The sequence below is a fragment of the Burkholderia sp. CCA53 genome, assembly GCF_001685525.1.
In the GTDB taxonomy this organism is placed as follows: domain Bacteria; phylum Pseudomonadota; class Gammaproteobacteria; order Burkholderiales; family Burkholderiaceae; genus Burkholderia; species Burkholderia multivorans.
In genome coordinates this window covers 25,001-49,768 of record NZ_BDDJ01000004.1, presented here as the reverse complement: position 1 = coordinate 49,768, position 24,768 = coordinate 25,001, and the positions used below count along the sequence as shown (strand labels likewise).

The following is a 24,768-nucleotide window of genomic DNA, read 5'->3' as shown; positions in this document are numbered from 1 at the left end:
CCCTCCGACACCACGCAAGCACTCGTGCGTGGGCTCTGCCCAAGCATGATTTTGGAAGGGGGATAACCATATGTCGGCCTTTGTCTATGTCTTGATGCACCGTGATGGAGACCGTTTTAAGATAGGGAAAGCTGTCAATTTATCGGCGCGAATACGACAACTTTCCCTGCCGCGCTTCCGTCCATTAGGCAGCTTCGCCTTGGAATTCGACACAGAAAGACGTGCAATAGAAGTTGAACGCATATTGCACCTCACATTTCAGATGTGGCGATGCAAGACCCGTGAAATTGAATCGATTGATAGGCTAGGTGAGGGGGCATCAGAATTCTTTAGCTCTGGCTGCTATAACCATCTCGTTAATTTCATCAAATCCTCCCTCGACCTGTTTAACGGTAGGCTCATGGCGGCGTCTTTCATGGGGAGCAGCTTAGCATTTGGATACACGCATGTGTATCCAATTTTGCGCCTCCGATTGTCGCATAAGTCCTAAAACCCGCGACAGGTCAAGACAATTTCAGCGTAAGCCTATGGCGATTGATTGCATTACAATGTTAGTGCATAGTACAGACGGCGTTATTAAGAGGATGCAGGATGGAACAGCAAACAAACTTCACCTGCCGCGTCGATGCTGACCTGAAACAAGCCTTTCTGAGAGCGGCCAAGGCAAACGACCGGCCCGCCTCGGTATTGATTCGGGATTTCATGCGCGAGTATGTCCAGCAGTCAACACAAGGCCGGCAAGCCAGTGACGTTGCCCGCGAATTTCGTATCCGCTAACCGAGCGTTTATTATGCCGCTTGCTTTCTCTCGCAGAGCGTACGCAGGTTTACCAAGGGGAATGGACGGCCGCGGGGACGTACATAGGTACTCATTTTTGTGCTTCTTTTCGATGCAGCAACGTCGCGCACTGCGATGGGCTTATGGCGCCTGGCATCCACGAAGATGCTGAAGAGGAAGCGACAAACCTAATGGGTGCGGCCGTAGATGCGGGTGCAAATGTTTCGAATGTTACATGAGCTTACATTATTAAAGGAAACCCCTCATAGTGTCAAAGAATATACGTCGGCGGTGTGGCGTGCGCGTGACGACAGGTTGCTGTTAGCAAGCAAAAAATGCCGGTTTGGGCCGGAGACCGGTCAACGTCTGGACAACCCGATGAAACCCTTGCTGGGCAAGGCTTCCAGCCTGTCCATACGTTGCGGAGAGCGCCAGCGGCGCCGCGGACACCCGCGAAGCATCGGAGAGGCGTTGAAGGGCTCCAAGCTGGGCGAGTTCTGGAAATATCGTGTCGGCGAATATCGCATCATCGCCGACATTCAGGACGGCGCGTTGTGCATTCTAATTGTGCGGGTTGGCAACCGCCGGGAGATCTACAAGCGATGACTGATGACAAGCCAGCACCGCCGATGGCAGCGTTAGACATACAAGGTACAACACGCGAAGAGTTGCGCGAGTCATTTAGGCTCGACGCGCTGCACGCATGGGAAGAATACAAACAAACAGGTCTGCATTTGACACTAGAAGAGGTGAATGACTGGCTCTCGAAGTGGGGAGCCGATGAGTTACCGCCGCCGAGCTGCCATGTATGAAATCTTGGACGAGAAAGGAAGGGCAGTAATCAAGCAGCCACATGACCAAGCACGCTGCTGCATCCATAAATCCCAGTTCCTCTAAGTCATAGGCAGCGGCTGCCTCGCACGAGCCCATGCGCCATATCAATAGTGCTGGCCCTTGTCAATAGCACATGCTAGAATGAGCTCGTAGAAATTCCGTATGCAAGATGTGATACAAAATCACGGCATACTAAGGAGGAATGGAAATGAACATCATCTGGTATGTGCTCCGCCCGTTCTACCTGCTCGGCCTGGTGCTGGCTGTGCCGCTTTTCTTCATCGTGGCCAACCATGCCGGCAAGGATCTCGAGGTGTCGGTGCCGCTGCTGATTGGCTGCTTGGGCTATTTCGTGCTCGGCTACCTGCTGCTGAAGACATTGCCGAATTTCCTGCGCGGCCGCGTGCTCGCGCGCGTCGCCAACTTCAAGGCGAAGGGCTTCGCGCCGCAGTGGGAAGTCGTGTCGGTGATCTACAACCGCTACGTCGGCTTCGATCCGAAGACGCGCAAAGCGCTCTACGTCGACGTCAACGACGGCACCGAAACGCTCGTCGACTTCGACAACGTGAACGCGTGGGAGCTGGACGTCGAGAAGAACAAACCGGCGCTGCTGAAGCTGCTGACGCGTGTGCCCGCGCTGCCGGTTGTGGGTGTGCGTATCGACCGTCGGAAGGCCGACGAGTGCAAGGCGAACCTCGTCACGATTTTCGGCTGAGAGCTGGCCGTATAGGCAAACCTGTGGGCATGTGTTGCTGTGAGGCGACCATGCCCATTTTTGCATGGAGACTAATGTGGTCTGCCCCCTGAAAAGTGGTCCTCCCTGAAGTAGGCTATTGAGCCGTAGGAGGACGTTGGAATGCCCCAGAAGAAGCACAAACCCGAAGAGATCGTGGCGAAGCTGCGCCAAGTCGATGTTCTGTTGTCGCAAGGTCGTTCTGTCGGAGAAGCGGTTCGCTCGATCGGCGTGACGCAGTTTACATACTATCGGTGGCGCAAGGAGTTCGGCGGCCTGAAGGGTGACCAGGTAAAGCGCCTAAAAGAGCTTGAGAAAGAGAATGACCGGCTGCGCAAGGCGGTGTCGGACCTGACACTCGAGAAGCTGATCCTGAAAGAGGCTGCCTCGGGAAACTTCTGAGCCCCGCTCGCCGTCGCCGTTGCGTCGATCATGTCATGGCGAAGTTCTCCGTGTCGGAGCGCTTTGCCTGCAAGGTTCTCGGCCAACACCGCTCGACCCAGCGCAAGAAGCCGCAAGGCCGGCCCGATGAAGAGGCGTTGACCTCCGACATCATCCGGCTCGCTTCCCGCTATGGCCGTTATGGCTATCGCAGGATCACGGCGATGCTGCGGTCTGAAGGCTGGACGGTGAACGCCAAGCGTGTCGAACGGATCTGGCGGCGGGAGGGGCTGAAGGTTCCCCAGAAGCAACCGAAGAAGGGGCGGCTCTGGCTGAATGACGGATCGTGCATCCGGCTTTGGCCGGAGTACCCCAACCATGTCTGGTCCTATGACTTCGTCGAGGGCCGGACCCACGATGGCAGAAAGTTCCGCATGCTCAACATCATCGACGAGTTCACCCGGGAGTGCATGGCGATCCGCATCGCTCGCAAGCTCAACTCAACCGACGTCATCGACGCCCTGTCGGACCTGTTCATCCTGCGCGGTGTGCCCGGCCATGTTCGTTCCGACAACGGCCCGGAGTTCATCGCCAAAGCGGTGCGGGAGTGGATTGTCGCCGTCGGTGCGAAGACTGCGTTCATCGAGCCGGGCAGCCCGTGGGAGAACGGCTACTGCGAGAGCTTCAACTCGAAGCTGCGCGACGAACTGCTCAACGGTGAGATCTTCTATAGCCTCGCCGAGGCAAAGGTCATCATCGAGGCATGGAGACGCTACTACAACACCGAGCGACCGCACTCATCGCTCGGTTACAAACCGCCAGCACCGGAGGCCATCGTCTGGCCGGTGCCAACCCGTGGATCGGCACCACCATCTGCACAGGCAATAGCCCCAAGGCCGATCATGAACTAAGATTGAAACCGGACCACCCTATGGGGTCAGGCTGACCTGCCCCCATCAATAGGGCCAATGGGCTTCTAGCAAAGTCCCTTTAAACCAGCTCCTGGAAAGCGGCAGGAGCATCCGCGGTTGCCCGATGTTTCGCCGCAAACTCTGACGGCGCAAGGTAGTTCAGTGCGCTGTGCGGCCTTTGCTCGTTGTAGTCCTGACGCCATGCCGCGATGACTGCCCGAGCGTGCGCGAGCGTCGTGAACCAGTGCTCGTTAAGGCATTCGTCGCGGAATTTGCCGTTGAACGATTCGATGTACGCATTCTGCGTTGGCTTGCCCGCCTGAATCAACTTCAGTGTGACGCCGTTCGCATACGCCCACTGGTCAAGCGCGCGGCTCGTAAATTCGGGTCCCTGGTCTGTTCGCACCGCCTTGGGATAGCCACGGAAGCGAGCTGCACGGTCCAATGCCCGAGCGACATACAAACCTGAGATGCCATGGTCGACGACGATGTCGACAGCCTCTTTCGTGAAGTCATCGACGACGGTCAGGCACTTCACGCGCCGGCCGTTGGAAAGCGCATCCATCACGAAATCGATTGACCACACCTCGTTGGGCGCGCCCGGCAATGCCAGTTGCTCGCGCTCAATCATTACACCCTGGCGCTTGCGACGGCGCCGCACAGCCAGCCCTGCCTCACGGTACAGGCGATAGATGCGCTTGTGATTGGCGTGCGTGCCTTCGCGTTCCACCAGGGCGTGCAATCGGCGGTAGCCGAATCGACGACGTTCGTGTGCCAACTCCACCAGACGCGCCGCTAGCACCTCATTCTCGTGGTCTGGCTTCGCGTCGTAATGCAGCACGCTGCGAGAAAGCCCGACAAGCCGGCAGGCGCGGCGCTCGGAGATGTTGACCTTCTCCCGAATCGCCGACACTGCCTCGCGTTTGGCTTGCGGGCTCAGGGCTTTCCCTTGACCACGACCTTCAACGCTTCCATATCGAGCATTGCTTCGGCCAGCAGTTTCTTCAGCCGGGCATTCTCCACCTCGAGGTCCTTGAGCCGGCGGGCTTCCGAGACTTCCATGCCACCGAACTTTGCGCGCCAAGTGTAGAACGACGCGTCACTGAACCCGTGCTTCCTGCACAGTTCCTTGACCGGCATACCGGCCTCGGCTTCCTTCAGAAACCCGATGATTTGCTGTTCCGTAAAGCGCTTCTTCATGTTCGTCTTCTTCTCCGTGTCAGCAGCACGTTGAAAATGACCCAGCGGCAGCACATTGGATTTGACCCACCCGGGTAGGATGGGCCCTTTTTGGAGGGCCAGTGCTTACAAGGGAGGTAATCGTGGAAATACGTGTGTTGGCCCGCCAAGGATTAGGAATCCGGGAGATCTCGCGGGAACTGGGGCTGTCGAGGAACACCGTGCGCAAATACTTACGCAGTTGTGCTGAGCAGGATCGTGCGCCGCGATCGGGGCGCACGCAGAAGCTCGATCCGTTCAAAGCCTATCTGCATGACCGGGTTCGCGCAGCGCATCCGGCCTGGCTGCCGGCGACCGCGCTGCTGATCGAGATTCGCGCGATGGGTTATGACGGAGGCCTGACGCGGCTGCGGGCCTATCTGCGGTCGCTGAAGTCGATCAAGGCGCCGGAGCCACTGGTACGTTTTGAAACCGATCCGGGGCAGCAGATGCAGGTCGACTGGATCGTGTTTCGACGTGGCAAGCTGCCGCTGTCGGCATTCGTTGCGACGCTCGGTTACAGTCGGGCGAGTTACGTCGAGTTCGTGACCGACGAACGATTGCCGACGCTGCTGGGATGCCATGAGCGCGCGTTCGACTTCTTCGGTGGGGTTCCTCGCGAGGTCCTGTACGACAACGTCAAGACGGTGGTGATTGGCCGAGACGCCTATGGTCCCGGACTGCATCGCTATCAACCGGCCTTCCTCGACTTTGCGAAGCACCACGGCTTCGTGCCGCGCCTGTGCAAGCCCTACCGAGCCAAGACCAAGGGGAAGGTGGAGCGCTTTAACGGGTACCTGCGCCGCAGCTTCTACAATCCGCTGGCAAGCCGGCTCGCTCAGGATCGCCTCTCGCTTGACGCGACCACGGCGAACGCCGAGGTCGTGCGCTGGCTGAGAGATGTCGCCAATGTGCGCATCCACGGCACGACTGGCCAGTCGCCACTCGAGCGGCTCCTGCTCGAGCAACCGAAGCTGCAGCAGTTGCCGGAGCCGTGGCGCGCGAACCTGCCGTCAGCTTCCGTGCCGACGATGCCACCGCCGTCGCGGTTCGATGATACGCCGCTGCAGCATCAGCTGTCAGTCTATCAAGACCTGCTGACGGAGGCGCGTTGATGGACATCCAGCACGAACGTATCCTCGAAGCCTGTCGACAACTGCGGATCGACACGATGGGCGAGCAGTACAGCATGTTGGCAGCTCGCGCGGCAGCGAATCAACTCACGTTTGCCGACTTCTTCGAGGCGCTGTTGAAATCTGCGATGGACGCGAAGCACACGCGGACCAAATCCATGTTGCTGCGCACGGCCGGCTTCCCTGTGCTGAAGACGCTGGAGGAGTTCGACTTTACGTTTGCTCACGGCGTTACCAAGAAATCGGTGCTGGAGCTGTCGTCGATGGCCTTCGTCGAGCGCGCCGAGAACATCGTGTTGCTCGGGCCGAGCGGCCTTGGCAAAACGCATCTGGCGATCGCACTCGGTTACATCGCAACGCAGATGGGGATCAAGACGCGCTTCATCTCCGCAGCGGATCTCGTCATTGCCTTGGCCGCCGCCTCTCGGCAGGATCGATTGGCCGACTTCCTGAAGCGCAACATCATGAACCCACGGCTGTTGATCATCGACGAGGTTGGCTATCTGCCGCTCGGCCGGGACGATGCCAATCTGTTCTTCCAGGTGATTGCCAAGCGTTATGAGAAGGGTTCCGTGATCGTAACGAGCAACTTGCCGTTCGGGCAATGGGACCAGACGTTCGCCGGAGATCAGACGCTCACGGCCGCGTTGCTCGACCGCCTCCTGCATCACAGCCATGTTCTACAGATCAAAGGCGAAAGCTACCGACTGAAGGACAAGCGAAAAGCCGGCGTGATCCGATCCCGTGCATCCGAAAGTGCTGAACAGCAACTGGAGATGCACGCGTAAGTGATGATCAGCAACATCGTTTGACCCTGGGTCAGGCGAAACCGATGGCCAGCAACTGACGCTGACCCAGGGTCACGCAACATGCTGGGCATCAACTTGGTGACCCAGGTGGGTCAAATCTAATGTGCTGCACAACGGCCCAAGTGGGTCACTTCTAAGTTGCTGTTGACATCCGAAAACGAACTTTACTAGACTCCGGCTGGCCCTGTTTGCAGGGGGCAGGTCAAGGCCACTGTCCAGCCAGATCATCATGCACAAGTTCAACTCGCCTGCGTGGCTGAAGCACATCCAGAAGGCCAACGCTGCACTCGGCAACCTGACGCCAGAGCGCATGGCCCTGCTGAAAGCCGGAGAGGCCTACGTGTGGTCAAGCAAGGCGACGGATGAGTCGTTTTCGAAGGGGGCCGTCAAGCTTCGGTGCAGACCCAGGGTGACGCAGCACGGTGGGGCGACTCGGGTGGCGGTGAAGGATTGAGGATGTTCGGGAGAGATAAGTGATCCTGGCCAAAAACGAGACAAGAGTTGGTCTCGTGAATAACAAGGCTTTACCAGATGAATGAGAAACGAGATTTGCCTAATCCCCGTGATGACCCCGCCAACCGGTCAGGTCCCAGCCGGAGTATGGGTCGGAGCGAAGGCTACCACCGTGCCTTGGACGAGTGCGCTCGTGTTGCTAGAGAGGAGTTTGGAGTCGCCAATCAAGCATTCCATGATGCCGAAGAGATCGGCACACGTCTGAAAATTGCAGTGAGATCGGTGGCTCGCCGCGCACCGGCCGACGGCGCGGCCGTTGAGGATGCGCGTGCGCGCCTTCAGGAGCTAGAAACAAAACTGGAGAAGACGCTCTCGAACTCTTTGCGAAAGGCTGGTTTGGCTCTTCACGCAAAGCAAGGCGCTCTCAATCGCTTTACGGTGACCTTATTCGGCCGGACGATGGCAGGCAAGAGTACGATTCGAGAGGCGCTTACCTGCGGAGATGGAGCAACGATCGGCAAGGGCGCGCAGCGCACGACGCGTGACGTTCGCGAGTACACATGGAACTCACTCCGAATTATCGACACTCCGGGCATTGGCGCTTACGAGGGCGACGAGGACCGCGCGCAAGCACTCTCGGTGATTGACGAGACCGACGTTGTTTTGTTCCTCGTCAGCTCCGATGGCATTCAAGAAGAATCGTTCAAGGGGATGCAGGAGTTGCGGCAGCAGAACAAGCCGCTCCTGTTTGTGCTGAATGTGAAGCGCGATCTCGAGAAGGCGGTGAACATGCGCCGCTTCCTCAAGGACCCCCGGTCGGTCTTCGATGACAACGAACTTCGAGGTCACTTCGATCGCATCCACAAGCTCGCCGGCGAGTACCTGGGGATGCGGGACATCCGCATCATTCCTATCCACGCGCAGGCCGCCTACCTTTCGACGCGACCCGAGCACGAGGAGCACGCCGGTCTTCTCGTGGAGCACTGCCGTCTCGGCGACCTCCTCGACGAGCTCAAGTCCGAGGTTGCAAGACGCGGAAACGTTCGCCGAGTGCAGACGATCGTGGACGGTACACAAGTCTCTCTGCTCGACCTCCAGGAGGAGCTGGCGGAGCAAGCGAAGACGGTGAGGCGCGCTGCGCAGTACCTCGAGGACAAGTTCAGCGAGCTGGACATCTGGTTGGACGGGTTCGTTCGCGCGACCAACGTTCGCGCGGAGACAGAAGCCGCCCAGCTAGTTCAGCCCCTGCGCGCCTCGGTCTCGTCCTTCATCGACGAGAACATCGAGCGCGATGACGTCGGGCATCGATGGGGCCGTAAGGTCAAGGCCTTGGATATCGAGGGCTGGCTCGAGCGACAGCAGACGGCCATCCTCGATGAACTTCGCGGCCGCCTCGTCGAGTTCTCGCGTGAGATGTCGGTAGAAACGAAACTGATCGGAGAGTTCAACTCCGCCAAGCCATCCCAATTCGATCCTTGGGATGTGAAGCGCTCCCTTCGCTGGGTCTCGGCCGCGGGTGGCGCGCTTGCTGGCGTCGCCGCCGTCGCGGGGTACTTCGGCGCGGCCAACTTCTGGAACCCGGTCGGTTGGATTGCTGGTGGCGTGAGCGTGATCGCGCCTGGGCTCTCTTGGCTCTTCGGCGATCGCGAAAAGAAGCTGCAGCGGCAGAAGGCGAGGGCCACATCGCAGCTCCGGGAGAACATCGACCAGCTGGAGCACGAGGTCGCGAACGGCCTGAAGAAGTGGTTTTACGACAGCGTGACGAGCCGACTGGTTCGCGCGATCCGCAAGGACACGAAGCAGCTCTACAACGGTATGCGGGACGTCTCGCGCTCCCTAGACGACGGGGCGCGAGAGGTGGGTGCGATCGTAGAAGGACTCAACCGGCGCCTCCTTGTTCGCGCCGGGCAGTTCGTCGGAGCGTCTGTCGATGAGACTTGCATTGGCCGCGTAGTCCGAGATCCGGGTGTACTGGCCAAGTTCCTGTGGCGAGACAGCATCGACAACCCTGTGTTCTGCAAACAGGTGGGCCTCGCCATCGGCGAGTGGGTCGACGGGATTTCCGAAGGGGCCATCGTGCAGAAGGTCGCATGGTCACTGCGTCCGGCTTCGGTTTCGCCGACAAGAGTGTCCATCTCGGCACAAGCGGCGGTGGTTCGAGTTCCCCAGCAAGAGGTGGGACGCGCCATCGGGCGACGTGGGAGCAACGTCTCGCTTGCCAGCCGCCTCGTGGGTGTGCGAATCAAAGTAATTGGAGAGGAGTCAAATACACATGGCTGACAAAACTTCCTTCGAGTTTGGCGAGATCCTCTCAGCCACACAGCGTCTTCAGTGTGACCTTCGTGCGGCGACAGCGCGCTCGGAAGACCCCAAGGTCCGAGCTCTTTCGCGCGAACTGGACGAGGTGCGAATCGTCGGGGCATCGATCGATGCACCTCCGCTCACCATCGCGTTTGTTGGACAGTACAACGCCGGGAAGTCGACGATTCTTCGCGTTCTAACCGGTCGTGAGGACATCGTGATCGACTCCGATGTCTGCACCGATACGGTTACGGCATATGACTGGAACGGGGTAAGGCTCCTCGATACGCCCGGCGTTCATGCCGGTCACCCGGACCACGACGAGAAGACCTACGCGACCATCGATCGCGCAGACCTCCTCGTGTTCGTCGTGACGAACGAGCTGTTCGACGACACGATTGGGCGCCACTTTCGCGAGCTCGCGTTCAACCGGCAGCACGCGAGGCGCATGCTGCTCGTCGTCAACAAGATGGGCGGGGATCCGGGCTCGGCCGAGACGAAGCGCGCGGACATCGAGAAGGTGACTTCACCACTCACGGTCGCCGACTTTCGAGGCGTGTTCATCGACGCGCGTTCGTGGCTCGAGGCTCAGAGCGCCGATGACGAGGACCGCGCTGACTTGCTCGAGATCGCCAACATCGGGGCGCTTACCGAGGCACTCAATGGGTTCATCGCTGAACGCGGTCTCGCAGGCCGCCTGTCCGCGCCGCTCTTCACGATGCGGAGCACTGCAGAGCAGGCATCGGCGCTGCTCTCGACGGACTTCCCCCAGGAGCGCGCCGCGCTCGAACTCCTTCACCGCAAGCGGAGCATCCTACTTGCATCACGGGGCCGCCTACGCACCACGATGAGCGGCGTCGTCTCGCGCGCAGTCGCGGACATCGGCAAGTACGGAGATGAGGTCGCGGAAGCCATCGAGCCCGGCAAGACTGAGAAGGAAGTCGAGGGGCTGCACACCGCAGCCCAGGCTCGGGCCAGTGATCGCAGCGAAGGACTGTCCGATGAAGCCCGCCTATGCGTGGAGACCGAGCTCAGTGAGCTCCGCCGGCAGCTGGAGGCGTTGCGCGATGGGGTGCTCGCGCGCGAATTGACCGGACAGATTGAAGGTGCTGCCCCCAGCGACATGGCGCTGGGCGACTTCGCCTCCCCCGCATGGCAGGCGCGCTCGAAGGAGGAAGTCCTCGCCGACTGGCCCACCAAAGCGAAGAAGGTCGGGAACGTCGCAAAGGAGATCGGCAACTGGGCTGCCCGATGGGCTACGGGCCCAGCGGCCGAAGGCGCGTCTGCCTTCGGGGCTGCCGCTGCTCGCGGGAGTGATGCACACAAGGCCGTGTACAACGTCGGCAAATTCTTCGGGGTCAAGTTCCAGCCCTGGGGAGCCGTGAAGGTTGCGAGGGCGATAGGCAACGCAGGCCGCGTAATCTCCGCTGTCGGTGGTGTTCTTGCTGTCGCCGCGCAGATCGCGGAGGATCGTCAACAGGAGCAGTACCGAATCCAACTCCGAGACGCTCGCGATGGCGTGCGCTCCGCGTACCGGGACTCGGCGCTCTCAGTTCAAGCTGCATTCTGGGAGCAGTTCGAGTCATTCCTGGCCGACTTCTACGACTCTGAGTTGCTCGCGATTGACGAGATCGTCGAGGATCTCGTTGGCAAGCGAAGCGAGCGCAAGTCAGGGGCCGATGCCTTCCAATTGCTGGAGCAGCGCGCCACAAAGCTCATTGGTCAGATTACGACGCGGAGGCTGACATAGCCGCCAACTTCCATGCATCTAGACTATTTGCCCAACTTTGCATCATTACCCGTCGCTCATCCAGATAGGTGGCATGGTTGTATGTGCGCCGAACACTGTTCGGCTCGGCATGTGCCAGCTGCGCCTCAATGGCGTCGGGTCGATACCCTAATTCATTGAGCCGAGTGCTGCCCGTGGTGCGCGTGCCATGTGGGCTGTACTTGGTCGCCCAGCCGAGCTTCTTGAGCGCCTGCCGCAAGGCCGCGTCAGCCATTGGGCGCTGGCGGTCGTCTCGGTTCGGGAAAACGAACTTCGTGTGCCCCGTGATCGGATGCATGGCTTTGAGAAGTTCGACCGCCTGAGTCGGTAGCGGAACAACGTGCTCCCGCCGCGCCTTCATCCGGCGTGCTGGAATGGTCCACAGCCCCTTTTCCAGGTCGAACTCGACCCACTCTGCTTGGACGGATTCATTCGGGCGGCTGAGCGTCAGCCACATCAGCTGGAAGGCCTTGATGGTTTGGAAGTTGCCGCCATGTCCATCAAAGTCGTTCAGCAGCTGGCCGACTTCCTCCGCGCTGAGGGCACGCTTGTGTTGCGTCTTGTTTGGCTGCAGCGCTTTGCGAACCGGCCAAACGGGGTCCGTGTCCGCCCGTAGAGTCGCGACTGCATGCTCGAACACGCCAGACATGGTGCGCTTGGCTTCAGCCGCTACGGTGGGGGCACCCCGCTTGACCGTCTTGTTGAGAATGTCGAGGACATGGGCCGGAGTGATCTGACGTACCGGCAGCTTGCCAATCGACGGGAAGACCACGCGCTCCAGCATGTCGAGTCTCCGCTTCTTGGTCACTTCCTCCCAGTCTTTCAGGTAGTGTTCTGATTAGTGTGCAAAAGCCCGGAGCGGCTTGTAGAGAGGGGTGGTCATGGTAAGAGGTTGATTGTGAATATCGACCTTGACCTTTGAAGAGGACAAACCATGACCACGAGCAAGAGTAATACGGTGTCGTTGTCGGCGAAAGAGTGGGTGTTGGGCGACCGTGACTTGATGAAGTCGCTGATGAAGGAAGCGCTGCAGGAAATGCTCGAAGCGGAGATGACGGAGTTTCTTGGCGCGGCGCCGAGCGAGCGTAGCCAGACGCGCAGCGGTTACCGGGCGGGCTACTACCACCGGGGGCTGGTGACCCGGATCGGCAAGCTAGAGTTGCGGGTTCCGCGCGAGCGCAGCGGCGAATTCTCGACGGCGCTCTTTGAGCGCTACGCGCGCAGCGAGAAAGCGCTGGTGGCGGCGTTGGCCGAGATGTACGTGCAGGGCGTGTCGACCCGCAAGGTCAAGGCGATTACTGAAGAGCTGTGCGGGCACAGCTTCTCCGCCTCGGCCATCTCGGCAATCAACAAGAGCCTGGACGAGGCACTCGAGCGCTTTGCCAGCCGGCAACTGGAAGAGGCGTATCCGTACGTCATTCTCGATGCGCGCTACGAGAAGGTGCGTGAGGATGGGGTGATCCGCTCAATGGCGGTGCAGATCGCCATCGGCATCAACTGGGAGGGTCAGCGTCAAGTGCTGGCGGTCGAGACGGCCAACCGGGAGAGTCAAAGCAGCTGGAAGGACTTCCTGCTGCGGCTCAAGGCGCGTGGGCTCACTGGCGTGGAGTTCGTGGTTTCAGACGACCACGCGGGCCTGAAGAAGGCGATCAGCGAGGTGTTGTGCGAAGCGGCCTGGCAGCGCTGCTATGTGCATTTCCTGCGCAACGCGCTCGACTACCTGCCCAGGAAGGCCGACGACGATTGCCTACAGGAGTTGCGCTGGATCTACGACCGGCGCGACTTGCAGGAAGCCAGTCGTGACCTGGCGGCATGGATCACCAAGTGGCAGGGCAAGTACCCGAAACTCGTCGACTGGGTCGAGAGCAACATCGGCGAGACCTTGAGCTTCTACCGGCTGCCCCGAGCGCACCACAAGCACTTGAAGAGCACCAACATGCTCGAGCGCCTCAACGAGGAGATCAAGCGGCGCACGCGCGTGGTAAGGATCTTTCCGAACACTGAGTCGTGCCTGCGACTGATTCGGGCGCTGTGCGTCGAAACCCACGAGACGTGGCTCGAAGACAACCGTTACCTGAACATGGCCCTGCTGGCCGAGCAAAAGAAGGAGCAGTTGAGACTGGCCGCCTGATGGCTGCCGCCGTGGTCGGCGCTCCGGGCTACGCCCCGCGCGCCGACCACGGCAACCCGGAATCAACCGAATACCTGATCAACCCTTTTGCACAACTTGACGCACACAAACGTCTTTCAGGGCCAGCCACTCTTTGGCGATGGCCTCGAATGTGTTCGCTGAGTCTTGCTCGCGCTTGATGCGTTCGATCTGGCGATTCTGGACGGGATTGATGCCCTCCCTGACCAGCTTCCGCGCCGCCTCGCTCTTCTCTCTGGCCTCGCCGAGCGTCACGCTGGGGTAGTCGCCAAGTGCGAACCACGAGGCCTTGTCATTGAGCTTGAAGCGATAGCGCCAAGCCTTGATGCCGTTGGGTTTGATTTCTAGGTACAGCCCCTTGTAGTCATTGAGGCGGTAGATGCCTTCTCTAGGCTTGGCGGCTCGGCACTGGGCGTCTGTCAGCATCGTGAAGGTCTCCTGTTCGTCCTCAGGGCTTCGGTGCCGCTGCTGATTGGCTGCTTGGGCTATTTCGTGCTCGGCTACCTGCTGCTGAAGACATTGCCGAATTTCCTGCGCGGCCGCGTGCTCGCGCGCGTCGCCAACTTCAAGGCGAAGGGCTTCGCGCCGCAGTGGGAAGTCGTGTCGGTGATCTACAACCGCTACGTCGGCTTCGATCCGAAGACGCGCAAAGCGCTCTACGTCGACGTCAACGACGGCACCGAAACGCTCGTCGACTTCGACAACGTGAACGCGTGGGAGCTGGACGTCGAGAAGAACAAACCGGCGCTGCTGAAGCTGCTGACGCGTGTGCCCGCGCTGCCGGTTGTGGGTGTGCGTATCGACCGTCGGAAGGCCGACGAGTGCAAGGCGAACCTCGTCACGATTTTCGGCTGAGAGCTGGCCGTATAGGCAAACCTGTGGGCATGTGTTGCTGTGAGGCGACCATGCCCATTTTTGCATGGAGACTAATGGATGACTTTGAAAGCTGGTGCGATGCTGTTGGCCGTTGGCCTTGTACTCGCCGGGTGCGATGGCAAGAAAGACTCGGTGCAGGACAGCGCGGGGCAGACCAATGCGTCGCCCGCGTCGCTGTTGAACAGTCCGAAGCTACCCGATCCAGCGCCGGCGCCGGCCGCCGCGCAGGGGCCAACGCTGCCGAAGCCGGACCGCAGCGTGCCGGTGGCGAGCTACGTCGATCTGAACGGCGAAGCGGCAGGCATGGCGCTGACCTACATCGTCTCGGCGAAAAGTCAGGGCACGGTGAGCGACGAAGATAAGCTCAACCGCCTGTCGCCGTCGTATTACAACGAAACGGACGCCTTCAAAAAGAAGGATCTTGCCGCGACCGAGCTGCCTCGGATCAACGCCGCGTTGGACGAATACCGCAAGCACGACTACTACACGCTGCCGGTGTCCGGTTACTCGCAGAAGCCGCTCGGGCTCACGAACGTGACAGTGGGACAGTACGACTTCAACACGAAGAGCTTTCCGCTGACGAGCTACGGCCAATACTGTTGGGCAGGGATTCTGCGGAATCAGCAAGGGGCGACGCTGAGAATCCTTCCGTCGGATTTCCCATGTAGCTTGCCCGTCTCGGACGAGCAGCAAGCAAAGCTGATCGAGGCGACACGTGCGCAGAACGCTCTCGCGCTGCAGGGCACGCTGTATCTGTTCGTGCCTCGCGCGGAAAACGGTACGGCGCTGGCCGTCGTCTCGCGCGCGCACCTCGAGCTGGTGAACGCGCAAACCAAAGCGCCGCTGGCCAGCTTCGACCTTTAACAAACAGGAGACGCAACGATGAACGTTCCCTCGGGCGGCAGAGCAATGCGAAATATCGGTGTATGGCTGCTGTGGCTTCTTCTGGCGGCCGCGGTGGTAGTGGTGGCCACGCAGACCGGGATCTCGCGCTACTTCGTCGTCGCGACGGGCAAAGCCGTATGCGTCGACACGAATCCCGATGGCGGGATTTCGAACGACACCTGCAGGTGAGGAGAGGCCCATGCCGGCGCTGGTGAGTCGCGAGCCGTGGTGGGAGAAACCTCCACAACCAGGTCAATCAGAATTCGAATGCGTGTGGGGCTGGCTCGAGTTGTACGACGATGGAACGTTTCGCTTCGACGCGTCGACGAGGCCGAGCGATCAGCAGATCGAGCAGCGAAAAGGTTGTCGGTTGCCGGAGTAATACGTAATTGCGTATGTACGTATTTGCATGTTGGCATGGCAGACGGTCAAGGGGCCGCCCGGAGGCCGCACGCGGAGCGCAGAGCTGGCCGCAGGCCCAGGTCGAGCACCGAACGGGTGAGGACGGCAGCGCAGCGGCCCTTGAGGGGCTGACGTGCCGGTGTAGACGCTCCAGTCGAGGGTGTGGGGGTGGGGTTCATCTCCCCCGCACCCTTGACGACAGAGGGCGACTCGCTCCTTCCCGCAGGGCGGGAAGGCGGGGGATGGGTGGGGATCTCCGTGTAATTGAACAGCAAGGACCGCTGATGAATACGAAGGAAACCGATCAGACATTGGAGCAACTTAAAAGCATTGCCAGCTCGCTCGAGACGCTCGCGTCGCTGCGTCTCGTGGAGACGTTCTATTCGGCTGGAGAACGTCAAGAGCTGCTCGCCCGACGTCGGAAGCTCTACGAGGATGATGCGGCCGCCTATGCCGAACTCCAAGCGGCGCAGGACGCCCAGCCCGACCAAGGCGTTGGCTACGAAGCCCGAGTCAAGAAACATGGCGAGCAAGTCGTTGCCGAACAATTCGCTCCCGTGCGCGCAGCACTCGAAAAACGCCGCGAGACGTTGAGAGCGATCGAGCGATTCGAGGCCGCGCATCCACTCATCAAGCGGCTGTCCAGCCATGCGCCATCGATCGACCCCGCGACCTAACACGCTTGATTTTCCTTGAAAATCAACACTTGCAGAATTTCCGATAATATTCATTATGTAAAATTAAGCTATCGGATTAAGCGATTCGATAGCGTGGATGAATGGAGAGTCCGATGAACCGACTGCTGCTCAACCAGATGTACCTGTTCCTGTGTCGGCTTTCCCGCTCGGGGAAAACCGGCGTCGTGTTCGTGCTGCTCGTCGCCGTCGTGAGCAGCATCGTGTTGCACACGAAGGGGCTCAACATGGACGACAGCATCGCGCAGTGGACAACGACGCCGCTCGTCGTAATGGCCGCAGTGGCGGTCCTCGCGGAGCTGGTGAGCTCCATGATGCGCGTGCATTTGCTGCAAGCCGCTGACCGGGGGGTAAGGCGATGAATGGCACGTTGACACTTTCGCTCGAGCAATGCCAAGAGCTGCTGCAGGACATCCGAGAAAAGCGCCGGCATCGCCTGACCGGCAGCGAGTACAAAGCGATCATCCAGGCGGTCGACAATCATCGCGTGGATCGCGAGGCGTCGCAGCTCGCCCGCCAGGTGGCCGCGCAGCTCGCTCAACACGAAGGGCCGGGGAGCAAGCCTCCTTTCGAAGATCCGACGATGAACCGCGTGTTCCTGGTCGAATGCCAGCCGGCAACGCCGCCTGAAAACGATCCGCGGATGCAGGAGCACGTCGTCGTCGGCAAGACGGTTTTTCGTTCGCGCGAGTACGACCACGTTGCGCGAGCGAACGTGCCGAACGATCGGGGCGATCCGGGCCGCGAGGTCACGGCAAAGCGCCTCGACGTCCAGCACGAAGGCGATGGCGTTGTCGACCGCTATGGCGTGTATCAGGTCATGACGAAGACGCATACGACCTATGGAAGCGGCGTGCCGTCGATGCCGAAGGACGTCGACAAGGTGCTCAAGGGTACGTACAGCAGCTTCCAGGCTGCGTGCGATGCCATCGATTCGCAGCTCGGAATGACGCCGCGTTCGCGGCTGGCCAGCGAGCAGATGCAGCGGCTTCAGGAAACTCGCGCACAGCGCAAGAATGCGCCGCGGCCGGCATAAGTGGCGATGACCGACAAGAGCTATTCGCAACTCGTAGCAGAGTTGAAGGAACTTGAGCGCAGAATCGTCGCGGCCCGCGCGCAGGCCCGCAAGGACGCTCTAGCGCAGATCGCTGAGCTGATGTACGAGTTCGACATCAAAGAATAGGAGAACATAATGCGATTACTGAGACTTGCGGCCGAGCTTTTCTATGTATCGACGTCCATTTTGGTCGCGCTCCCAATATTCATCTATTCGGCATGGGGCGGAAAATTCCTGCACTTCGGCGTAGCTTTTGCAGCGATGGTTGCATCCGTAGCCTGGATCGCCGGCGGCCTTGTGTTGCTCTCGAAGTGGCGGCATGCGCGCGACAGTGACATGCGCAAAATCATCGCGTCGATTGCGCCGAGCTTCCGGCCGCAGGTCGAGGTTGCCGACTATCTCAACACGCGGTATGTCGGCATCGATACGGTAATGGGCAAAACGGTTGTCATTGATCGCGAGAAGGACTTCGCGAAATGCGAACCCATCACCTACATTCAAAGCGCTGAAGTGAGCGATGCCGGCGACGCGATCCATTCCGCGTTCACCTTCAGCTTTCGGGATTTCGCTAATCCCTCAATGCAGATTCGGATCAACCGCCTCCGGGCTGAAGACACCAGTGCCCGTATTCGCTATGCCTTAGAACATGCCGCATAACGAACATCGTATGGACGGAGAAACCAACCGGGCCTGATGGCCCGGTTTCTCATGCAAGCGTGGTGTGAATCTCGTGCAACGCAAGGATCTCTTGCTCGGCCAGGCCTCGCCGGTGCTGCTCGAGCGCGACCGCCGATCGCAGTGCCTGGTGCTCGAGCTGCTGCTGCTCGAGCAACCGGCCCAGCAGGATCACCTCGCCCTCGGCCTCGAGGGCCCGGAGCTGCACCGGGCTCTCGAACGCCCAACGATCGAGGATCTGCCAGCCGCGGCAATGAAACGATGGCGACCGGCGAACGCTGCCCAGCGTGGCCGGCGTCAGCACCTCGGCCGCGATCGAGAGGGGCTGAGTCGGTTCAGCGCGCATGGAGTCCTCTCAGGTAGGTAATCAAGCCGAACGAGCTGCGACGGCCTCGCAACATTCGGTACAACGTCCAACCAACTCGGCCTCGTTACCGCGATCCAGTGAGTGGGGCAACGTGGAGCGGGCGGGGCCATGTGCCGGCTTGGATCGCCTACCAAGTCGGGTCTGAATCTCCCCTACTCCTTGTCGTCGACGTCGGGAAACAGGATCTCGAAGTTCGGCACCGGAATGACGCGGCCATCCTTCAGGCACGCGGCGGCCGCGACCAGGTGCTCGCTCGCGGCACGCTGCGGGTGCGGTTTCCACGCGAGGCTGTTGAGTGCCTCGGTCGCCTCCTGGGCGAACACGGTGGCCACTTCCTCGGCGCGGATCTGGTGGTTGCGAATATGAGCGTTCACGAGCGCGATCAGCTCGGTCCGAAATGTCGCGATGCGTTGTTCGTTGGGCATGCCGGCCTCCCCTATTCAGTGACGCGTTCCAGGGCCGCAGACAGGCTGCGCACGGCTCCCGCGAGATCGCCCTTCTCCCATGCGCCGAGAACGGCTTGTGCGGCGTCTACGAGGCCGCCAAGCGCCTCGGCGTGCTTCACGGCCAGGCAGAACAGCGCGGCGCACGCCTCGCTCTCTGCGTCGCCGTGCGGTCCGAACGGTGCGACCAAGCTCGTGTCGTGGAATACGGCGATGTGCCGGCCGTCGTTGCCGTTGTAGGTTTGGCCGCTGATCTTGCCGGTGACCGAGCCTTCCCAAATGCCGATGCCGACCTGGCCGTCGACCTTGGTGGCCAGCGTGCGCATCGCGGCCGCTGCGTCGGCCGCCGTCATCGCACGGATCTTCACGCAGTCGACGAGGTTGCTCATGCCGGCACCTCCTCGAGCACTGCGACGCGTTGGCGGGTCACGACGACGACGGGGATCGGCAGCACGTGTTCGTCGAGGATCAGCAGCGCTTTGCGCTGCGAGAACTCGCGGGAAGCAAGCCCCTTCTTCGCGTACGTACCACCAACGGGCTGGAACGCATCAACCGGGAACTGCGACGACGCACCCGGGTGGCCAGCATCTTCCCCAACATGGATTCCTGCCTGCGCCTGGTCTCGGCGCTGCTGGCCGAACTCGACGACGAGTGGATGACCGGCAAGGTCTATCTCAACCTCAACCCGTAACCCCGGCGTCATGACCAACACCACGGAAATTTACAGAAAAAAGGTTGCACAACCACCTCGGCGCCGGGCGGCTGCAGACCTCGACGCTGCGGCGGCGGATCAACCAGCGGGACTGGGCGGGCGCAGCGAATGAGTTGCGGCGGTGGGTCTATGGTGGCGGAAAGGTGTTGCCCGGGCTTGTGACTCGCCGGGACGCCGAACGCGCGCTCGTCTTGTCCGACAGCCCGCGCGAGGGCTAGTAAGGCGCCTCGGCGTGGATCTCGTCGGCCATTGCCTTTAGCCTGTCCGCGATGGTCTGAAATCGGTTCTGCCGCTTCAGCCACGACCCCGCGGCGCCAACTCGATCCTGACCGGTTGCCTTCTTGAAGGCGCTCTTGGACTGCTGACTTTCGTGCGCGGCGTAGTTTCTCGCAGCGCTCAGCAGCTCCAGGGAATTGCGATACCCCGGCTTGGACACGACCTCGACCAGATAGTGGTCGTCTGGCAGGTACTGCTTGAGCGTCTGGATCAGGCCGTCCCGTCCCTTGAAGTCGAAGTAGCCGCGTCCCGTCACCAGGAATCGGCAGACCTCATCGGTCAGATGCTTGGGAAAGGAGAAGCCCGTCCTGGTGGACAGCGTCGACGTGTCGTTGTTGAGCGCGCCCACCAGCGTGTCCAGCATCAACGATTCGAAGGCTCGATAGAGGCGGATGATCGCCAAATCGTGACACCACGAGACATGCTCATCCCCGAGGCCCGCCGATGCCGTCAGGAAGGCCAGGATCTTATCGACTTCGGCCTTGAACTTGTTGGCCGAGCTCTTGATGCTCTTCTTCTTGGGCATGTGTTGCGGGCCTACGAAGCGCTGCGCTGAGCAGCTACACCGCACTGCCTGCAGGTCGCCGAGGTCAGGTCGGGCTCGGTACTGCCGCCACCAGACCAAGACGTTTCGAACCGCTCGAACGTTGCGCCGGATTGCCAGTGCGATCCGCTCCAGTTCGATCCCTTGTCGAGTACGTTCGCCTTCTCAACAGCGCCGCACTTCGGGCAGGTCAGTCGGTATGTGGTTTTGTCGATGATCCCCACGGCGGCCCCTATTCGCCGGTCTCGAACTCAGCGTTCTTGAACTTCAGCACGTTGCAGTTTTCCTTCACGGCGCGCTGCAGTCCATCGTCGAACCCGGTGGCCGATTCGGCCTGGATCTCGATGGCGATCTTCACCTTGACGCCGGGGCGCATGGTGAACTGCTGAACGACCTCGTCGACCAGATCGGCGAACTGCTTCTTGGCCAGGATGGGGTCGAGGTCGATGCTGCCGTAGAACTGCTTCTTGACGATCTGGCCGGCGGTCGCGCCACCGGCTTGGTAGCCCCCTTTGGCCGAGTCTTCGACGTGCGAGGTTTCGCCGCCGCCAGCCGGAGCCGTTGCGGTGCTTGCGCCCGTTCCGGCTTCAGCGGTCTTGGCACGCGAGGCCTCTTCAGACGCGCGCAGGGCTTCCATGTACGCGGCGGCCGTCAGCGGCTCGATCAGCAGCAGCGACGAATCCATGATGAGCGACGTGCGCTTGCCGTAGCTGAAGCCGATGTAGCGCCCGTCTTCCTTGCCCTGCGCGAAGCCGAAGAACTCACGGCTCTCGGCGCCCGCTGCCATCGTGTTCTGGAACACGGTGTCGTCTTTTAGGCGGGGCAGGTAGAGCTGCTGGCAGCTCTGCTGCCAGACGGTAAGCGCCGGAACGTCCTTGACGTCATCCTTCCAGAACCAGTCCTTCAGCACCTTGGCCAGGTGGATCGGCGCCCACTCGGTGATGAGCAGCTCGTTCTCCTTGAGGACGCGTTCGATCTCCTGCGACCAGTTCTGCGCGCCCGGGTTGAGCGGAAAGTGCTCCCACATCACCTCAGACAGCCCTTTGCCCGGCCGCGCCTCTTGCACCGGGGCCAGCAGCCACTTATAGGTCTCACGAATCATCCGCCGCACGGTTTCCTCGGCCTGCTCCAGGCTGGCTTGCGCCTGCTTGGCCATCAGGTTGTCGAGGACGATGCGGTTGTCTTTGTAGTCGCCGACGATGCTGCGCCATGCAAGGTACGAGCGCACGTGGTCCTTCAGGCGGCTCACGCTGTCGTAGTCCGCGGCCACGAAGATCAGGCGGTTCTGCTTGAAACGGGGCTGGTCGCCGCGCTTCTTCAGGATCTCGGTGGCGCGCTCCACTGCCAGGCTCTGGCCGCTTTTACTGAAGGCCGCATCTGGCGGCAGCACCACCAGCCGCAAGGCCCAGTCGTCCGGCACGTCGCCGCTGCCGGTGAAGATGTGGATGCCGCCGAAGACGCCGCTGGCAAAGCTGCGCTGCACGCGCTCTCGGATCGTGGGGAACACGTCCTCCTTGTCCTGGAAGCGGCGCTTGCGCTCTTCCATCTCGCGCCGCAGGTTCGGGCGCGTGTCCAGCCAGAAGCGGTTGTTGGCGTGGTTCAGGTAGTGCAGCCGGTCGGAGAGGCGCCTCAGCGCATCCTTGTAAAGATTGACCTGCTGGCCGGGCTGGGCGACACCCAGCAGCACGCGCTCCAGCTCCAACCCCCGCACCAGCTGGTTGGACGCGATCTGGACGGAATGCGGAGCGCTGCCCAGGAAAATCGTGCGGGCAGTGCGGCGGCAGGCCTGCACGCTACCGAAACGGGTGTCCTTGTTTTCGATCTCCCAGGTCTCGGAGCGCTCGCCATCCACGTCGCGCTCGATCACCGGGTCCCAGCCCTGCGGCAGGTAGTAGATGGCCTCGTTGCGCGTGTCGGCATCCATCAAAGGCACGCTGCCAGGCATGATCAACGGGTCGTTGTTGCCGTCCTTCCACAGGCGATGGATGACCTTGGCCATCAGCTTCAGCACGCCGCGGGTGCGCTGGAAGTTGTCCAGCGTGGACCAGTCCTCGTACAGGCGGTCGAACACCTCGGGGTGGATGGGATAGGCGTGGACCAGGCGCTCGAAGTACTTGCTGTCCTGCGTCTCCTGGGGAAAGTCCTCGCGGTTGGCGATGTAGTAGTCCGCGAACGCGCGGCAGACCGACTCCATCGCCAGCTTGTCGTTGATGTTGGTAAAAAGGCGGCGGCGGACGATCTCGAACGCTTCCTCGGTGGCCACCGGCTTCCACAGTGCCTGCACGCGGCCGAAGTAGTGTTCGAGCGCACGCAGGGCCTTGACGCCTTGCTGGCTGCCCGCCTCGCGATCCGAGAACGGCAGCGAGGCGAGCAGCACCGCTGTCGGCACCGCCTTCAGAGCCTCGGTCAATGCCTGCACAAACGACAGCTGAGTGTCGTAAGTGCCGCCCGAGAGCGTCTTACCCTCCTCGAACTGCGACACATAGCGCACCAGCTCGTCCATCAGGATCACGCACGGGCTGCTTTCCGCCAGCATGTCCGCGAGCTCCTTCTTGCCCGGTGCGGTGCCGGTCAGGTCGGCTTCTTTCACGTGCTCGTAGCTGGTCTCGCCGCCCAGCTGCCAGGCCAACTCACCCCAGAGTGTGCGCACCGTGCAGCCGTCATGGACGCGCGGCTTGCTGGCCAGGCTCAGCAGGTCCACGCCATCGAGCACGGCGATACGGGCCTTGGGCAACTCCGTCACGCCGGCTGCATCCAGAATCGGGGGCACGCCCTGAAGCTCGCTCGCCGGCGCCGCCCCCTTGGCGAGGTGGTAGACCGCCAGCATCGTGTGCGTCTTGCCGCCGCCGAATGCGGTCTGAAGCTGGATGACCGGATCGCCGCCTTTGCCGGCCAGGCGCTTGACCACCGAGTCCAGCAGCAGGCGCATGCCCTCGGTAATGAAGGTGCGCTGGAAGAACAGCACCGGGTTCTGGTACTCCTCGTTGGCCGTACGCGCATGCACCCGCGACAGGTCCGCCGCGAACTCGGCCTGCTGGAACTTGCCCTCCCGCACATCGGAATGCGGCTCTGCGATCTCGCGCCAGGGTTTGAGGATCATGCTTCTTGCTCCATGCGAGCGGCAAAGATGGTCAACATCAGCTCGCTGTCATCGTTCAATCGGTATTCGGGGCGCTTGCCGGATAGCTGTTCGCTTCGCGTCAGGATGATGGACACCCCTTCGCCACGCTTGTCCATGATGTGGCTGCGATGGCTGGCAAGCCCGACATCGCCGATGGGGCAGCGCGCCAGAAGGCTGGTCAGGACTTCATTGCGCGCCGCCTGCCGGAAAGGCAGGCTTTCCGGCGTCATCGTGTTGGGCAGCATCCCCGGAGAGAACAGCTCCAGCCGGTCATCGAACAGGCGCAGCCGCACTTTGGCGCCGGCCATCGAATAGTCTCGATGGGCCACGGCGTTGGTCACAGCCTCGAACACGGCTGTCATGTCGAATGGCGGCACATCCACCCGACCGCCCCCGGCGCGCTTGTAGGCTGCCACCTGCATGTTCTTGCGCACAAAGGCACATGCGGCGCGTATCTGCTCATCGAGCGGGCCCGTGATGTCTTGCGCGTCCCGTTGGTACACCCCCTCGCCCGTGGGCACTACCTCCGTGCCCACGTAGGCCACGGCCTGCACGATGGCGCCGGGAAGGTGACGCTCCGGTTGGCTGCTGGCCATTAGCAGGCCCGCCACCGTCGGCCGCCAGACGCCTTGCTCGTCCTGCGCCGCCATTGCCAGCTTGGACAGCAGAACTTCCGGCGCGTCTGCGCTTTGCGCGGGCGCGAAACGCCGCCACAACGCCTCATCCAGATCAGAGAGCGTCGCACGCGGCACCGGTGTTTCGTCGAAGCGAATCAATCGCGACTGGCTGCGTTGCTGAAACAAGCGTGCCAAGTGATCGGGCGGCATCGGGCGCTTCGATGACCCCACCCGATGCAAATAGCCGCCCGGGCTCTGGTGCACGAACAAGCTGCGTGCCACCTCGACACGTATCACCGGCTGCTCTGCACCGCTCAAATCAGGCAGTGTGATGCGCTCGATGATGGGCGCCAAGGGCGGCTTCACCGAATCCTCACAGGCCTGCCGCACCAACGCTTCCACGGTATCCAGCCGCTCGGCAGGAATACCCAGCACTTCCCGCGATTTGTCCTCGACGCCGAGCAGCACCACGCCGCCTGCGCTGTTGGCAAAGGCAGCCAGTTCGTCGGCCAAGTCTTCCTGCGCCGGGCCGCGGACCTTGCCACCTGCGAACTTCACCTGCTTCAGCTCGAGGAAGCTGTCTTCGCCCAGTCGAATCTTCTCGATCAACTCCGCGCGGGTCGCCAGCATG

Annotated in this window: 28 protein-coding genes and 4 pseudogenes; 23 read left to right on the top strand and 9 right to left on the bottom strand. The window is 61.2% G+C overall.

The features are described 5' to 3' along the window. Positions 1-70: 70 nt before the first annotated feature. The 6 genes from BCR55_RS33990 (at position 71) to BCR55_RS29480 (ending at position 3,636) form a co-directional block, all read left to right on the top strand. Positions 71-490 carry a GIY-YIG nuclease family protein gene (locus BCR55_RS33990; protein ID WP_083211920.1) on the top strand — a complete coding sequence of 140 codons (420 nt, stop codon included), beginning with the start codon at positions 71-73 and terminating at the stop codon, positions 488-490. Between the two features lie 101 nt (positions 491-591). After that, positions 592-777 (top strand): hypothetical protein, encoded by a 186-nt coding sequence (locus tag BCR55_RS32035; protein ID WP_083211919.1) that lies wholly within the window; start codon positions 592-594, stop codon positions 775-777. Positions 778-1,155: 378 nt separating this feature from the next. After that, a complete protein-coding gene (locus BCR55_RS29495; RefSeq protein ID WP_083211918.1) occupies positions 1,156-1,383 on the top strand; it encodes a type II toxin-antitoxin system RelE/ParE family toxin in 228 nt (75 codons plus the stop codon). After that, complete coding sequence (locus BCR55_RS32030) at positions 1,380-1,589, top strand: hypothetical protein (RefSeq protein ID WP_217491749.1); 210 nt, start codon at positions 1,380-1,382, stop codon at positions 1,587-1,589. The genes BCR55_RS29495 and BCR55_RS32030 overlap by 4 nt, the downstream gene beginning before the upstream one ends. A 230-nt stretch (positions 1,590-1,819) precedes the next feature. Next, positions 1,820-2,326 (top strand): hypothetical protein, encoded by a 507-nt coding sequence (locus tag BCR55_RS29490; protein WP_065497389.1) that lies wholly within the window; start codon positions 1,820-1,822, stop codon positions 2,324-2,326. A 141-nt stretch (positions 2,327-2,467) separates the two neighbouring features. Next, positions 2,468-3,636 (top strand): IS3 family transposase gene (locus BCR55_RS29480; protein WP_105771389.1). Its coding sequence is split into 2 segments (ribosomal slippage): positions 2,468-2,732 and positions 2,732-3,636, totalling 1,170 coding nucleotides; the frame shifts between segments, so codons are not numbered across the junction. 79 nt (positions 3,637-3,715) lie between these two features. Here BCR55_RS29480 and BCR55_RS29475 read toward each other — a convergent pair. Continuing rightward, positions 3,716-4,836 (bottom strand): IS3-like element IS407 family transposase gene (locus tag BCR55_RS29475; protein ID WP_111442900.1). Its coding sequence is split into 2 segments (ribosomal slippage): positions 3,716-4,578 and positions 4,578-4,836, totalling 1,122 coding nucleotides; the frame shifts between segments, so codons are not numbered across the junction. A gap of 122 nt (positions 4,837-4,958) precedes the next feature. On the opposite strand from BCR55_RS29475, the gene istA reads away from it, so the two are divergent. The 5 genes from istA (at position 4,959) to BCR55_RS29445 (ending at position 11,300) form a co-directional block, all read left to right on the top strand. Further along, the gene (gene istA, locus BCR55_RS29465) at positions 4,959-5,969 is read left to right on the top strand and encodes an IS21-like element ISRme20 family transposase (RefSeq protein WP_006405053.1); all 1,011 of its coding nucleotides are present in this window, start codon (positions 4,959-4,961) and stop codon (positions 5,967-5,969) included. Next, complete coding sequence (istB, locus tag BCR55_RS29460) at positions 5,969-6,775, top strand: IS21-like element ISRme20 family helper ATPase IstB (RefSeq protein ID WP_006402507.1); 807 nt, start codon at positions 5,969-5,971, stop codon at positions 6,773-6,775. Before istA ends, istB begins: the two co-directional genes overlap by 1 nt. A gap of 250 nt (positions 6,776-7,025) precedes the next feature. Beyond that, the gene (locus BCR55_RS29455; RefSeq protein ID WP_065497276.1) at positions 7,026-7,250 is read left to right on the top strand and encodes a hypothetical protein; all 225 of its coding nucleotides are present in this window, start codon (positions 7,026-7,028) and stop codon (positions 7,248-7,250) included. Positions 7,251-7,327: 77 nt separating this feature from the next. Next, positions 7,328-9,529: a GTPase gene (locus tag BCR55_RS29450; RefSeq protein ID WP_083211916.1), complete on the top strand. Its 2,202-nt coding sequence runs from the start codon at positions 7,328-7,330 to the stop codon at positions 9,527-9,529. Next, positions 9,522-11,300, top strand: a complete 1,779-nt coding sequence (locus BCR55_RS29445; protein ID WP_065497273.1) for a GTPase — start codon at positions 9,522-9,524, stop codon at positions 11,298-11,300. Before BCR55_RS29450 ends, BCR55_RS29445 begins: the two co-directional genes overlap by 8 nt. Here the strand turns inward: BCR55_RS29445 and BCR55_RS29440 are convergent. Then, positions 11,278-12,141: pseudogene (locus tag BCR55_RS29440) on the bottom strand (tyrosine-type recombinase/integrase); the annotation flags it as partial. The gene BCR55_RS29445 and the pseudogene BCR55_RS29440 sit on opposite strands and share 23 nt — an antisense overlap. A 111-nt stretch (positions 12,142-12,252) precedes the next feature. Between BCR55_RS29440 and BCR55_RS29435 the strand changes: the two are divergent. Then, the gene (locus BCR55_RS29435) at positions 12,253-13,449 is read left to right on the top strand and encodes an IS256 family transposase (protein ID WP_065494173.1); all 1,197 of its coding nucleotides are present in this window, start codon (positions 12,253-12,255) and stop codon (positions 13,447-13,449) included. Positions 13,450-13,527: 78 nt separating this feature from the next. Here BCR55_RS29435 and BCR55_RS29430 read toward each other — a convergent pair whose 3' ends face one another. Beyond that, positions 13,528-13,893 (bottom strand): Arm DNA-binding domain-containing protein, encoded by a 366-nt coding sequence (locus BCR55_RS29430; RefSeq protein WP_065497270.1) that lies wholly within the window; start codon positions 13,891-13,893, stop codon positions 13,528-13,530. Positions 13,894-13,926: 33 nt separating this feature from the next. Here BCR55_RS29430 and BCR55_RS29425 point away from each other — a divergent pair, with 33 nt between their 5' ends. The 8 genes from BCR55_RS29425 to BCR55_RS29390 all read left to right on the top strand — a co-directional run bounded on the left by BCR55_RS29425 (position 13,927) and on the right by BCR55_RS29390 (position 18,039). Further along, positions 13,927-14,322 (top strand): hypothetical protein, encoded by a 396-nt coding sequence (locus BCR55_RS29425; RefSeq protein WP_254661879.1) that lies wholly within the window; start codon positions 13,927-13,929, stop codon positions 14,320-14,322. Positions 14,323-14,400: 78 nt separating this feature from the next. Beyond that, positions 14,401-15,207, top strand: coding sequence for a hypothetical protein (locus BCR55_RS29420; RefSeq protein WP_065497264.1), 807 nt, complete (start codon positions 14,401-14,403; stop codon positions 15,205-15,207). 18 nt (positions 15,208-15,225) lie between these two features. Then, a complete protein-coding gene (locus tag BCR55_RS29415) occupies positions 15,226-15,417 on the top strand; it encodes a hypothetical protein (protein WP_065497263.1) in 192 nt (63 codons plus the stop codon). 497 nt (positions 15,418-15,914) lie between these two features. After that, the gene (locus BCR55_RS32025) at positions 15,915-16,307 is read left to right on the top strand and encodes a hypothetical protein (RefSeq protein WP_254661878.1); all 393 of its coding nucleotides are present in this window, start codon (positions 15,915-15,917) and stop codon (positions 16,305-16,307) included. Between the two features lie 113 nt (positions 16,308-16,420). After that, positions 16,421-16,687, top strand: a complete 267-nt coding sequence (locus BCR55_RS29400; protein WP_045220228.1) for a hypothetical protein — start codon at positions 16,421-16,423, stop codon at positions 16,685-16,687. Next, positions 16,684-17,361, top strand: a complete 678-nt coding sequence (locus BCR55_RS29395; protein WP_045220230.1) for a hypothetical protein — start codon at positions 16,684-16,686, stop codon at positions 17,359-17,361. The genes BCR55_RS29400 and BCR55_RS29395 overlap by 4 nt, the downstream gene beginning before the upstream one ends. Positions 17,362-17,367: 6 nt before the next feature. Further along, a complete protein-coding gene (locus tag BCR55_RS32900) occupies positions 17,368-17,508 on the top strand; it encodes a hypothetical protein (RefSeq protein ID WP_175403862.1) in 141 nt (46 codons plus the stop codon). A gap of 9 nt (positions 17,509-17,517) precedes the next feature. Further along, complete coding sequence (locus tag BCR55_RS29390) at positions 17,518-18,039, top strand: hypothetical protein (protein WP_045220232.1); 522 nt, start codon at positions 17,518-17,520, stop codon at positions 18,037-18,039. Positions 18,040-18,088: 49 nt separating this feature from the next. Here BCR55_RS29390 and BCR55_RS29385 read toward each other — a convergent pair whose 3' ends face one another. Continuing rightward, on the bottom strand, positions 18,089-18,403 hold the full coding sequence (locus BCR55_RS29385) for a hypothetical protein (protein ID WP_045220235.1): 315 nt from the start codon (positions 18,401-18,403) through the stop codon (positions 18,089-18,091). Between the two features lie 20 nt (positions 18,404-18,423). On the opposite strand from BCR55_RS29385, the pseudogene BCR55_RS33840 reads away from it, so the two are divergent. Further along, positions 18,424-18,546 (top strand): annotated as a pseudogene (locus BCR55_RS33840) (H-NS histone family protein); the annotation flags it as partial. Positions 18,547-18,576: 30 nt separating this feature from the next. Here BCR55_RS33840 and BCR55_RS29380 read toward each other — a convergent pair. Next, positions 18,577-18,849 (bottom strand): hypothetical protein, encoded by a 273-nt coding sequence (locus tag BCR55_RS29380; protein ID WP_045220237.1) that lies wholly within the window; start codon positions 18,847-18,849, stop codon positions 18,577-18,579. Positions 18,850-18,860: 11 nt separating this feature from the next. Further along, positions 18,861-19,256: a hypothetical protein gene (locus BCR55_RS29375; RefSeq protein WP_065497259.1), complete on the bottom strand. Its 396-nt coding sequence runs from the start codon at positions 19,254-19,256 to the stop codon at positions 18,861-18,863. Positions 19,257-19,381: 125 nt separating this feature from the next. Here BCR55_RS29375 and BCR55_RS32895 point away from each other — a divergent pair. Together BCR55_RS32895 and BCR55_RS29365 are read left to right on the top strand one after the other, a co-directional pair. Continuing rightward, positions 19,382-19,558 (top strand): annotated as a pseudogene (locus tag BCR55_RS32895) (transposase); the annotation flags it as partial. 53 nt (positions 19,559-19,611) lie between these two features. After that, positions 19,612-19,797, top strand: a pseudogene (locus BCR55_RS29365) (lysozyme); the annotation flags it as partial. On the opposite strand, the gene BCR55_RS29360 reads toward BCR55_RS29365, so the two are convergent. The 3 genes from BCR55_RS29360 to BCR55_RS29350 form a co-directional block, all read right to left on the bottom strand. After that, positions 19,794-20,381 (bottom strand): hypothetical protein, encoded by a 588-nt coding sequence (locus BCR55_RS29360; protein WP_065497255.1) that lies wholly within the window; start codon positions 20,379-20,381, stop codon positions 19,794-19,796. The pseudogene BCR55_RS29365 and the gene BCR55_RS29360 overlap by 4 nt on opposite strands. A gap of 250 nt (positions 20,382-20,631) precedes the next feature. After that, positions 20,632-23,499 (bottom strand): ATP-binding protein, encoded by a 2,868-nt coding sequence (locus BCR55_RS29355; protein WP_065497253.1) that lies wholly within the window; start codon positions 23,497-23,499, stop codon positions 20,632-20,634. Next, on the bottom strand, positions 23,496-24,767 hold the full coding sequence (locus tag BCR55_RS29350) for an ATP-binding protein (protein ID WP_065497251.1): 1,272 nt from the start codon (positions 24,765-24,767) through the stop codon (positions 23,496-23,498). Before BCR55_RS29350 ends, BCR55_RS29355 begins: the two co-directional genes overlap by 4 nt. Between the last annotated feature and the right edge of the window lies 1 nt (position 24,768).